The 12,169-nt window shown below is 70.3% G+C and carries 10 protein-coding genes; all 10 read left to right on the forward strand.

What is annotated here, in order from left to right:
- Positions 1-149: 149 nt before the first annotated feature.
- Positions 150-572: a transposase gene (locus tag AC1PME_RS03325; RefSeq protein ID WP_481097291.1), complete on the forward strand. Its 423-nt coding sequence runs from the start codon at positions 150-152 to the stop codon at positions 570-572.
- Between the two features lie 70 nt (positions 573-642).
- Positions 643-1,248 carry a hypothetical protein gene (locus tag AC1PME_RS03330; protein ID WP_481097292.1) on the forward strand — a complete coding sequence of 202 codons (606 nt, stop codon included), beginning with the start codon at positions 643-645 and terminating at the stop codon, positions 1,246-1,248.
- A 9-nt stretch (positions 1,249-1,257) separates the two neighbouring features.
- Entirely contained in the window at positions 1,258-2,940 is a 1,683-nt protein-coding gene (locus AC1PME_RS03335; RefSeq protein ID WP_481097293.1) for an OmpA family protein, read from the forward strand.
- Between the two features lie 5 nt (positions 2,941-2,945).
- Complete coding sequence (locus AC1PME_RS03340; RefSeq protein WP_254460278.1) at positions 2,946-3,446, forward strand: Rab family GTPase; 501 nt, start codon at positions 2,946-2,948, stop codon at positions 3,444-3,446.
- A complete protein-coding gene (locus tag AC1PME_RS03345) occupies positions 3,443-4,903 on the forward strand; it encodes a sensor histidine kinase (RefSeq protein ID WP_481097294.1) in 1,461 nt (486 codons plus the stop codon). Before AC1PME_RS03340 ends, AC1PME_RS03345 begins: the two co-directional genes overlap by 4 nt.
- The gene (locus tag AC1PME_RS03350) at positions 4,900-5,781 is read left to right on the forward strand and encodes a LysR family transcriptional regulator (RefSeq protein ID WP_254460280.1); all 882 of its coding nucleotides are present in this window, start codon (positions 4,900-4,902) and stop codon (positions 5,779-5,781) included. Before AC1PME_RS03345 ends, AC1PME_RS03350 begins: the two co-directional genes overlap by 4 nt.
- Before the next feature lie 26 nt (positions 5,782-5,807).
- Positions 5,808-6,092 (forward strand): hypothetical protein, encoded by a 285-nt coding sequence (locus AC1PME_RS03355; protein ID WP_254460281.1) that lies wholly within the window; start codon positions 5,808-5,810, stop codon positions 6,090-6,092.
- Positions 6,093-6,404: 312 nt separating this feature from the next.
- Positions 6,405-7,106, forward strand: coding sequence for an aquaporin Z (gene aqpZ / locus AC1PME_RS03360; protein WP_481098061.1), 702 nt, complete (start codon positions 6,405-6,407; stop codon positions 7,104-7,106).
- Between the two features lie 607 nt (positions 7,107-7,713).
- A complete protein-coding gene (locus AC1PME_RS03365) occupies positions 7,714-10,977 on the forward strand; it encodes a TonB-dependent receptor (RefSeq protein WP_481097295.1) in 3,264 nt (1,087 codons plus the stop codon).
- 56 nt (positions 10,978-11,033) lie between these two features.
- Positions 11,034-12,074 (forward strand): OmpA family protein, encoded by a 1,041-nt coding sequence (locus tag AC1PME_RS03370; protein ID WP_481097296.1) that lies wholly within the window; start codon positions 11,034-11,036, stop codon positions 12,072-12,074.
- The last annotated feature ends 95 nt before the right edge of the window (positions 12,075-12,169 follow it).

A 12,169-nucleotide genomic window follows, 5' to 3' on the forward strand; every position in this document is an offset into this window, starting at 1 on the left:
CGGCACAGCATGTGTCCTGCTGTCCCGAGGCACGGCGGAGGTCGGCAAGCGGCAGTGCGAAATGGGGCCGCTGTTGCTCCGGATGGCGAGCGCGGCACATGAGTCGCTGTCCACCGTTGTCTACCACTGCCACTGCGTCGCCCGGCGACATGCGCGACTTGCGCGCGCAATGGGACTGTACGCGCCGTCTGGGAGACGAGGAGTGGACGCAGATCGCCGCCAGCCTGCCGGGCCGGCTCGGCAGCCGCGCGCGCAACGCGACCGAGACGCGGCGTTTCGTCGAGTCCGTGTTGTGGGTCGCCGCGACCGGCGCGCGCTGGACCTGCGTGCCGGCAGCGGCGTTCGGCCCCTGGCATGGCGTCTATGTGCGGTTCGCGCGCTGGGCACAGCGGGACGCGTGGCGACACGTGGTCGGCGCATTGCAGGATCCGGCGTTGCGTACGGCGCTTGCCGCACTGGTTGCCGCCTATCTCGACGAACGTTGCAGGCGCGAGGTGTTGCAGCGCCTGGAGGACGCGGCGCCGGCGCTGCAGGATCCGAGCGATCCGTTGCCGCGCCGTGGCGTGGCCTGAGCGCGCTGTCGCGTTCGTCCTGCCCGCGCTCCGATGTCCCCCGCCATTACCGCCATCCCGAGAGCCACCCATGATGCCCGATCGTGCCGAGCCCGCCGCTTCCGCCGAGGATCTGCCGCCGCCGTCGGCCACACGCGCCGATCCGCCATCGTCCGTCTCCGCCGATCCGCGCATGGAGCAACTGCGCGAGTTGATGTTCGGCAGCGTGGTGCGCGACTTCGATGCGCGTCTGCAGGAACTGCGGCACTACGTGCAGCAGGAGCTGTCCGCACTGGCGCAGCGCAGCGACAGGCAATTGCAGGAGCTGGAGGCCCGGGTACTGGAGCAGGCCGAGCGCATGCAGGCGCAACTGCACCAGGAGGCCGACAACCGCGCCAACGCGATCGACGATGTACAGGCGCGTTGGCAGCAGGCGTCGCGCACGCAGCGGACCGAGATCAACGCGGCACTGCAGCGGCATGAGCACGATGCCCAGGCGGCCGATGCCAGGCACCGGGCGGCGCTGGCCGACCAGCGCCAGGCCCAGCACGAGGCGGTCGCCGGCGTGCGCCAGGCGCTTGCCGACGCGCACGGCGCGCTGCAGGCGCAGAAACTGGCCAGGCACGATCTTGCCGACCTGCTCGCCGAACTGGCGCTGCGCCTGCGCGATCCGGGAGCGGCGCTCGGCGAAGGCTGAGTGCGGCATATGCACGACGATTACCAGCGCCTCCGCGAGCTGTTGCTGCAGCCCGAGTGGGAGCGCTTGAGGCGCCTGGACACGCGGCTGGCGCAGCTCGCCGACCTGTTGGCCGAGGAACTGGAACGCGATGCGGCTGCGCCGACCGCGCCATCGCGGCTGCGCGAGGCGCTGTCGGCACTGAGTGGCGAGGCGCTCGACGCGGCGGTGCGGCAACGGCCGCAATCGGTGGTGGCGGCCTTGTATCCGGTGATCGGGGCGACCATCCGTCGCGCCCTGGTCGAGGCGATGCGCCAGGTCGGCGAGGATCTGGATCGGGCGCTGGGCGCTCCGCTGAGTCCGCGTACCCTGTGGTGGCGCTGGCTGGCCTTGCGTGGCGGCGTGCCGTATGCGCAGATCGTCCTGCGCCATAGTGCGCACTATCGGGTCGAGCATCTGTTCCTGATCCAGCGCGGCAACGGCCTGTTGCTCGGCTATCTGGGCGCCGACGGCGCCCGCGCGCTGGATGCCGACGCCGTGGCCGGCATGTTCAGCGCGATCCACCAGTTCGTGCGCGATGCGGTCGCCGGCGACGACGGCATCGGCTCGGCCACGGTGGGCGAGTATCGTCTGGCGGTCAGCGAGTCGCCGTGGTGCTGGCTGGTCGCGTTCGTGCGCGGCGTGCCGCCAAGCGGATTCGTCCAGCGCCTCGATGCGATCAGCGAAGTACTGCATCGCCGCCACGGGGCGGCGCTGGGAGATGCGGCACAGGCCGGGCAGGCCGGCGCCGGCTATCTGCAGTCGGTTTCGCTGGCGACGCTGAACCCCGGGGTCCCGGGCTGGCAGTCGCCGCGCGCCCGGCGCCAGCGCCGCTACGTGTATGCGACGCTGGCGGCGCTGGTCCTGGCCATCGGCGTGCACGCGGGGCTAGCCGCGCGCTGGTCGGCCCGGGAGCAGCGCGTGCATGACGCGCTGGCCCACTGGCCGGGGCTGTCGCTTTCCGGCTGGGATGCGTCGCGGCGCGGGCAGGTGCGCATCGCCGGGTTGCTGGATCCGTTCGCCGACGATCCCACCGCGTGGTTGGCGCGTGTCCACCCGCAGGTGACGGCGCAATGGCGGCTGCAGCCGTTCCTGTCGCTGGAACCATTGCCCTTGCGCCGTCGCATGGCGCGTAGCCTCGGGCTGCCGCTGGCCATGGTGCATGGCCCGGACGCCGACGGCAGCCTGCGCCTGGTCGGCGAAGTCGGCTTCGCCGATTGGCAGCGGCTGCGCGCGCAGCCCTCGCCGTTGCCCGGCCTGCGGCTGGAGACCGAGCGGCTGACCTACCCGGGGCGCGAGCGCATCGCGGCACTCATCGCGCAGATGCAGGCCATCCAGATCGCCTTCGAACCCGGAACGACGCAGCCGCGCGGCGACATGCGGGCGGCGTTGGGCGCGCTGATCGAGTGCCTGCGCGCGTTGCAGGAGGTGGGAGCCGCGCATGCGATCGGCTTCCATCTGGCGGCGCGCGGCTTTACTGACGATCCGGGCGGCTATGCGCAGAACCGCGACCTGCGCCGGCGCCGCGCCGAGTGGCTGGCGACGCGCCTGATGCACGAACTGCGGCCACCGAACACGCTCGCGCTGGACGAGGACGCGCTCGCCACGCTGCCTCACCGCGGCAGCGCCCGCGCCACCTCTCTCATCGTCACTCCCTTTGCGGTATCGCCATGATCTCCATGTCCAGAAAGATCAGCCTGTTGGGCAATTTCGCCGTCGGCAAGACCAGCCTGGTGGCGCGTGCGGTGCGTAACACCTTCTCGGATCACTACCTGACCACCGTGGGGGTCAAGGTCGACAGCAAGACGCTCGTGCGCTCGTCGGAGCACGAACTGCGCTTGGTGCTGTGGGACATCGCCGGGGCGAGCCTGATCGATCAGCTCCGTGGCCACTACCTGAGCGGTAGCCACGGACTGTTGCTGGTTGCCGATGGCACCCGCGCGCACACGCTGGCCACGGTGCTGGAACTGCGCGAACAGGCCGAGCGCACGGTGGGCCGGTCGTTGCCGGCCGTGCTGGTGCTCAACAAGTGCGACATGGCCGATCAATGGGACGTGACGCCGGCGCACGTGCGCCATCTGGCCCAGCAGTTGCCGACCTTCAGCGCCAGCGCCCGTTCCGGCGACGGCGTCGAAGAGGCGTTCGCCGCGCTCGCCGCGCAACTCGAGCATTCGCCGTGAAGCGGCGCCGTCGGTCCGCCACGGTGGTGGCGCAGCAGCCGGTCGTGGTGAGCTTCGATGCCAGCGGCGAGGTCGAGGACATCGTCGGCGACCTGACCCAACTGCTTGGCGATACCGAGCCGAAGGCGGCGACCATCCAGCGCCTGCGCGACCTGCTGGTCGGCTGCGATGCGTTGCCGGTCACGCTGCCCGGCGTGGAACTGAGCGCCGACCGCTACGTGGACGTGCACATCGTGGAGGAAGGCGATGCGCTGCGGCACATGGTGCTGCTCGGCAACAGCGACGGCATGCTGGCCTTGCGCGCGTACCAGCAACGCGGCAACGAGGCGGCGCTGGCGCAGGAACGGCAGCTGCGGATGCTGGGACGAACGCCGCCGCGCGATGCGCGCAGCCAGCGCGCGCTCGAACCGTTCCGCCGCACCGGCAACCTGTTCGCGGGAATCGCCTATGCCATGCGGGCGCCGCTGGCCGCGCTCTCGGCGCATGCCAAGGTGCTGGCGCGGCAGTTCGACGCGGTGCCGGGCGCATCCGCGTCGGTGGCGGCCATCCAGCAGGCGGCGGTGCAGCTGGATGCGTTGTCGCGCAACGCGCTGGTCGGGCTGGGCCGGCTGTCGGCCGACAGCGACGGACGCGGCGCGGTGCGGTTGCCGCAACTGGCGGCATGGTTGCAGGACACCTTCGCCCTGCAGGCGCGCGAGGCGGGGGTGCAGTTGCAGTTGCGGGTCAGCCGCGGGCCGGAGGCGGTGCTGGTCGACCCGCTGGCGCTGCGCCAGATCCTGATCAACCTGTTGGCGCACGCGCTCGATGGATTGCGCGGCGAGCGGCTGGCGCTGGATCTCAAGGCGAGCGCGCGCTGCCTGGAGATGGAGCTGGTGTGCGAGCCGGACGGCTTTGCCGCCGAGCACTTCGGGCCGCTGGTCACCACCGACGACCTGCTGCTGCATCATGCCGAAGGCAGCCTGGGCCTTGCGGTGAGCCAGACGTTGTTGCGGCAGCTGCGTGCGCAGGTCGAACTGGTCCGGCGCCAGGACGGCGGTTGCGATCTGTGGTGTCGCATGCCGGTGCGGGCCGACCAGGCGCTGGCGCCGTCGCCAAGCCCGCTCGGGGTGACCGGCGATGTGCTGGTGGCATTGCCGCGGGACGCGTTGGCCGAGCGCATCGACGCGATGCTGGCCGCACGCGGCAGGCGCACGATCGATCTGCAACGGCAGCGCGCCTGCGACGGGCCGCTGGCCCTGGCGATCGCCGCTGCCGGCGACGACGGTGCGTCGGTGATGGCGCTGCGCGGGCGCCTGGGCATCAGCGCGGAAACGGTCCTGTTGCTGATCGGCGATGCCGCCTGGGGCGACACCGACAGCGGGTTCTGCGTGCAGCTCGGGGCCGACGCCAGCGATGCCACCCTCGCCGCCGTGCTCGACGACCTGCTCGCTGCCGAGATGCTGGACCAGCGCGCATGATCGAGATCGCCGACCTGCGCGCGCTGGTGGCGGTGGTGGAAACGGCCAGTTTCACCGAAGCCGCGCGGCGCCTGCAGACCGCCAAGTCGGTGGTCAGCCGGCGCATCAGCGAGATCGAGCGCAAGCTCGGCGCGCCGTTGCTGGACCGCAGTGCGCGCAGCGTCCGCGCCACCGAGGTCGGTGCGGTGTACTACGCCAAGTGCGTACGCTTGCTGGAGGCATTCACCGCGGCCAACGAGTTCGTCGCCAACACGCAGGGCCAGGTCAATGGCCGTTTGCGCCTGGCCGTGCCGCGGACGTTCGACGAGCGCCGGGTCGGCGTGTTGCTGAGTCGCTTTGCCCTGGCGTATCCGGATGTGCTGCTGCATGTGGAGTACGAGACGCCGTCCGGCAACGAGGCGCATTTCGATGTGGCCTTGCGCCTGGGCGAACTGGAAGATTCGAGCCTGGTCGCGCGCCAGATCGCACAGGTCGGTTACGCGCTGTACGCAAGCCCGGAGTACCTGCAGCAACGCGGCGTGCCGACGCAGCCGCAGGAGCTGGAGGCGCACGACGCACTGATCGAAGGCGGCGACGCGCGTGCCTGGCGCTACCTTGCCGATGGCAAGTGGCATGCCTTTCGCGTCAACGAACGCATGCGCAGCGATTCGCTGCGGCACCTGCTGGCCGCGGCCGAGTCCGGCCTCGGCATCGTCGCCGCGCCGCGCTTCCTTGTCGCCGATGCGGTGGCCGCGCAGCGCTTGCGCCAGGTCCTGGACGACACGGCGCTGCCGGCCTTCGCGCTGTCTGCGGTGTATCCGGGCAACCGCAGGAATTCGCAGAAGATCCAGCGTTTCATCGCGTTCCTGGTCGAGAGCGCTCCGCAGCTGTACGCGTGACCGGTTGTGGGTGCGCGAACGCTAGGTTGTCGCCGAAGCCGTGGCTGTGGATGGTCTCGGCGCGGATGCTGCGTGTCATCCCGTCCGCCGCTGCGGCGGACCGATGGCGCAAGGAGGAAACGATGGACGCGAGTGGCGATCGCCTGGATCCGACGTCGCATGCAGCGCGGGCCGAACATGTGGTTGCGACGGCCTACGGGCGGATCACCCTGGTGGTGGAAAGCCACGGCGCGGCGATGGCGAAAGCCCTGGCAGTGCTGTCCGGTGCGGCCATCGAACAGGTGCTGCAGACCTATTTTCCCGAGGTATAGCGGTGCGACCGAGCGCACGTGCGCTGCGCGGCGGCGTGCGCGCAGCGGCAACCATTGGTTGCTGTTCTGGCGGTTTGCGCACGTCCTTGCCGGCGCGACCCTAGATCGCAGGCGACTGCCGCCGGCAGCGCGGGACGCGCCGCAGGACGGCCGCGTGGAGACGCAGGATGCAGTCCACTGCCATCGTCGGCGAAGGAGTGCCGGCGATGGCAACGCCATGGAGCCCGCATGCGTGCCGAGGCCGGGATCGCGCAATCGCCGTCCGCCTCGCGTCGCGCGATTCGACATGACACCTTCATCTGGGAAACGGCAATGTTCAGGAGACTCCTCGCCGAAGCGGTCGGCACGTTCTGGCTGGTAATGGGCGGCTGCGGTGCGGCGATACTGGCTGGCGGCAGCATCGGCAACGTCGGCGTTGCGCTGGCATTCGGCTTCAGCGTGCTCACGGGGCTCTATGCGCTTGGGCATCTGTCCGGGGGCCATTTCAATCCGGCGGTGAGCCTGGGGCTGTGGGCGGGCGGGCGCTTCCCATTGCGACGGGTGCCGGCCTACGTGCTGGCGCAACTGGTCGGCGGCATCCTGGCCGCGGCCTTGCTGTATCTGGTCCACCATGGCTCGGTGGCGGAAGCGTTCCAGGCCACGTCCCCCGCTGCGTTCGCCAGCAATGGGTATGGCGATCTGTCGCCGGACGGCTATGGCATGGTGCCTGCCTTCGTGCTGGAGACGGTGCTCACGGCGGTATTCGTCGGCGTGATCATGGGCGCCACCCGGCCGGGCGCGGTGCCAGCGGCAGCGCCGGTGGCGATCGGGCTGTGCCTTGCGCTGATCCATCTTGTCAGCATTCCGGTCACCAATACCTCGGTCAACCCCGCGCGCTCCACCGCCACGGCGCTGTTCGCCGGCGACGGCGCACTGCGGCAACTCTGGCTGTTCTGGGCGGCGCCGTTGCTCGGCGGCGTGCTCGGCGGCTTGGTCGCGCGCTGTCTGGTGCAGCCGTCGCCCGAGCGGAGGTGACGGCGCGCGCGTGATCCAGGCAGGGCGGCGTTGCATTGCGCTGCAGGCGCGATGCGATGCGTTGACCGTCCGCCGCGTCGAACCGATGACGCGAGCCGCCACGTTCGTTCTCCGAAATGCGTGGGCTCGCGCCAGGCCGGGTGCTGTTGCCGAGCGCAGCACCCGTTGCCCGATCCAGGGCGCGGGATGGTTAACACGAAACATGGTTGGGTCGCGTTGCGCGATCGAGAACGTGTGGTTGCGCAAATGCGGACGTCGCTGCCTCCGATAGGCGAAAGAATCACCACACGCCAGCCGTCGCCGATGTGCGCTGCGGCATCGCAGCGGCATGCGGGCGTTGGCCGATCTTCATGCGGCAGGAAATCTGCTTGCGTCGGCCTAGGGGCGAGCGTCTTTTTCTTTTTCTGTGACGTCACCTGTCGCGCAGCGCGCGGCGGGCAGCGGTTTGCGAGGCAGGGACGACATGACTATGGCAACAACGACTCTCCGCACGCGCAGGCAGACATCGGTCCTGGCGCTTGCGATCGCGTCAGCGCTCGGTCTCGGTGCGGCCTGCACGCCGGCGCGCGCGCTCCCATTGGAGTCGCCGCCGCCCGCACCGTTCGACATGCGCGGCAGTGGCGTCGATCGCCTCACCGTGGAGGTGGAGCGCGATGGCCTGCCGGCCGACGGGCAGACTCCGGCGAAGCTGAAGATCCGCGTGTTCGACCGGCAAGGCCGGCCGCTGCAGGCCGATACCATGGTCACCGTCGAGGCGTCCGCCGGGCGCCTGCAACTGCCCGGCGCCGACAGCGACGAGGCCGGCCTGGCACCGCGCGACGCCGACCGGGTAACGCCGGGCATGCAGGTCGCCGTGCACCAGGGCGAGGCCGAGGTGTGGCTGCTGGCGCCGGTGCAGGCGCAGTCGGTGGACGTGCAGGTCAGCGCCGGCGCGGCCGTGGCCAAGGGGCGGATCGCGTTCCTGCCCGAGTTGCGCGAGATGCTCGCGGTCGGCCTGGTCGACGGCATCGTCAGCTTCGATCGCAAGAATCCGTTCTCCCTGCAGCAGGCGCGTCCGGACGATGGATTCGAGGCGCGCATCGACAGCTGGTCGCGCAGCAGCGGCGACGGCAAGCGCAACGTCGCGCTGCGCAGCGCGTTCTTCCTCAAGGGCCAGGTCGCCGACGACACCTTGCTGACCCTGGCCTACGACAGCGACAAGCCCGGGACCGCGCGGCTGTTCCGCGATCTGGATCCGGAGCGTTGGTTCCCGGTCACCGGCGATGCGTCGATGGTCGGCTTCGAGGCGCGCAGCAACAGCCGCCTGTATCTGCGCCTGGACCGGCAGCGCAATTATCTGATGTACGGCGACATCGCCACCGGCGACGGCTTCAGCCAGCGCGCCGGGCAGGGCGAGGTGGCGAGCACCCAGGTCCGCGACCTGGGCCAATACACCCGCACCCTGACCGGCGTGCGCGGCCATCTGGAAGGCGCGCGCGGCAGCCTCGATGCGTTCGCTGCCGACGATCATCTGCGCCAGGTGGTCGAAGAGTTCCCGGGCCGCGGCCTGTCCGGTCCCTACACGGTCAGCAACAGCACCCACGCGGTGCTGGGCAGCGAGCAGGTGCAGATCGTGGTGCGCGACCGGTACGCGCCGTCGCGGATCCTGCAGACCACGCCGATGGTGCGTTTCAGCGATTACACCTTCGAGCCGTTCAGCGGCCGCATCCTGTTCACCAAGCCGGTGCCGTCGGTGGACGAATCGCTGAATCCGGTGTCGGTGCGCATCACCTACGAAGTCGACCAGGGCGGCGAAAACTACTGGGTGTACGGCCTCAACGGCCAATACAAGGTCTTGCCGGCGCTGGAACTGGGCGGCAGCTATGTCAAGGACCAGAACCCGCTGGCGCCGTTCGAACTGGCCAGCGTCAACAGCACCGTGCATCTGGGCGAACGCACCTGGCTGCGCGGCGAGTACGCGCGGACCGAAAGCGCGCTGAACTCGGCCAGCGGCACCATCTACACCATCGATCCGTTCGCCGCTGCGGGCAAGACCGTCACCGGCGATGCCTGGCGCGCCGAGTTCGGCCATCGCGACCGGCGCAGCAACGTGCTGGCCTGGTACGGCCAAAGCGATGCCGATTTCAACAACCCGGCGTCTTCCTATCTTGGCGGACGTCGCCAGGCCGGACTCGATGCGCAGTTGGCGCTGGGCGGCGACCTCGACGGCGACGCGCGCAGCGCCTGGGGGCTGTACGCCAAAGGCAGCTGGATCTCCGACCGGATCAGCGCGGCCGAGCGCAGCCAGGCGCAGGCAGGGCTGCGCTATGCGCCCGCCGACACCTTCAGCCTGGAGATGGGGGCCAATCACGTCGACGAGCGCGCTGGCAGCGGCGGCCTCGGCAATGGCCTGAGCCTGCCGGGCAATCTGGGCGCGCCCTATGGCGTGGGACTGGTGACGCCGGGCATCGGCGGCGGGATCGGCGGTGGCTATGCCGGCGGCATGGCCAATGCGCTCAACCCCGGCAACGGACAGACGCTGTACAACACCGGCGCGGGCTGGAGCGGCAACTACGGCAGTTGGGTCGGCAACGGCCTGGCCGGGGTGCCGGTCGCGTACACCGCCTTGCGTGTGGCCACGCGATGGCGGCCGCTGCCCAGGGTCGATCTCAGCGGCGAAGTGGAGCAGGACGTGGCGCACAGCGCGCACCGGCGCGCGGCGCTGGGCGCCGGCTACCAGGTGCACGAACAGACCCGCCTGTATGCGCGCTACGAGTGGAACACCGGCTTGAGCACGGTCGCCACCAGCACGAGCGTGATCGATCCGGCGACCGGGCAGCGCCGGCCCAGCCCCTACGACAGCAACGCCTTCGTGTTCGGCTTGGACACCCAGTACATGGAAGGCGGCACCGTCTTCAACGAGTACCGCATGTACGACAGCTTCGGCGCGCGCCAGGCGCAGTGGGCCAGCGGCGTGCGCAACCTGTGGCACCTGGGGCCGACGCTGACCTTGCAGACCGGCGCGGAGCGGCTGGAGGCGCTGCAGGGCCAGGTGCAGCGCGCCACCGCCGCGACCTTCGCGGTGGAGTGGCGTCCGGACGAGCTGTGGCTGCTCAACCAGCGCCTGGAATGGCGTCGGACCGGGGCCATGCCGACCCGCAGCGACAGCACGCTGCCCAGCCAAGGCTGGCTTGGCGGCGGCTACGACAGCTGGCTGTCGACCACGACCGCGGCGCGCAAGCTCAGCCGCGACTGGACCGTGCTGGCGCGCAACTACTACCTGCGCAACGACTACGACGACAGCCGCCAGAGCAGCGACGAGGATCGCTTCCAGTTCGGCATCGCCTACCGCGACACCGACCGCAACCGCTTCAACCTGCTGGGCAAATACGAGTACTGGACCCGCCGCGACGCGGATCTGTCGCAGTGGCTCGGGCAGGATCAGTTGCTCGCCCCCAGCGGCGGCTACGACAAGCACGTGGTCGCGGTGGTCGCCGACTGGCATCCGAACCGGGTGTGGTGGTGGACCGCGCGTGTGGCCGGCAAGCGCCAGAGCGACCGCATCGACGGCGGCCGCGACCGCTATACCGCCTACCTGCTCGGCGGACGCGGCACCTACGGGTTGAGCGAGCGCTGGGATGTCAGCGCGATGGCCTACCGCATGTGGAGCCCGGGCGGCGCCGTGCAGCACGCGCAGGGCCTGGAGGTCGGCTATCTGCTCACCGCCAACCTGTGGCTGTCGGCGGGCTGGAACTGGCGTGGTTTCCGCGACGACGACATGGTCGGCGCCGAGTACACCAACCAGGGCGGCTTCCTGCGCCTGCGCTTCAAGTTCGACGAAGACCTGTTCCGCGGCAAGGACCCGGCCGTCAATCCGGCGCTGCCGCGATGACGCCGTTTCCTCGCCGCTTTTCCCCTCTCCGCTGCCGCACCGAACCGGGCACCGCCATGAAGACTCGATCCATTTCCCTGCCGCATCACGTGCTGAGCGTGCTGATCGTCGCCGTGCTGGGCGCATGGACATTGCCCTGCGCCGCGGCCGAGGATGCCGTCGCGCTGCAGCCGTCGCCGCAACGCATCAGCGCACAGGCGATCCATGCCGACCATGACGCGTATCAGGCCACCCAGACGCGGATCAAGGCGCTCAACGACAAGGGCCTGCGGGTGGACGACTATGCGTTGTCCAAGGCGCAGTGCTGGCTGGATACCAGCTTCCACGAGTACACCCGCAACGATCGCGGCGGCTATCCGCAGGCGGCGCTGGACGCCTCGGTGCAATTGCTCGACGCGCTGGAGAACGGGCGCGATCCGGGCATGGACACGCCGTTGGTCAACGGCGCCGAAAAGCTGCGCCCGGATCTGTGGGCCCGCTACGATGCGCTCAAGCGCGGCGCCGGCTTCCGCTGCGCCGCACAGGCCACTGCCTGCGCCGAAGTGGAACTGGTGCATGCCGGCAACGAGATCCACGACGGCGGCTGGCGTCATGCCAAGCCCTATCTGCAGATCGCCGAAGACTTGACCAGCCGGGCCGAGGCGCAGGCGGATGCCTGCCCCAACGCTGCGCCGGCGCAGACGCCGGCGCAGTCCGAGCGCTTCGATCTGAGCGCCGATGCCCTGTTCGCGTTCGATCGCGGCGACCTGGCCGGGTTGTTGCCGCAGGGCAGGCAGGCGCTCGACGCGTTGGTGCAACGACTGGACACGCAGTACGCGCAGATCGAGCGCATCCGCCTGGTCGGCCACAGCGACCGCCTCGGCCGTCCCGCCTACAACCAGCGGCTGTCGGAACAGCGCGCGTGGACCGTCAAGCAGTACCTGCAGCAGCACGGCATCGCCGCGCCGATCCAGGCCGACGGCGTCGGCGCGCGCGCGCCGACCGCGGCCACCGCGCAGTGCGTCGGCACCAGCGCCACGCCGGCGCTGACCCGTTGCCTGCAGCCCGATCGCCGGGTCTCGGTCGAGATCGTCGGCCGCCAGGGCGATGCGCGCTGATGCGCCGGTCGCGTCGCCTTCTTCCCGATGCTGGTTCGGCGCCGTGCCGCGCGGCGGCCACGCAGCGCGTGCCGGCACTCGCCCCTCCGCCTACC

The organism is Xanthomonas sp. NCPPB 901 (assembly GCF_056725085.1).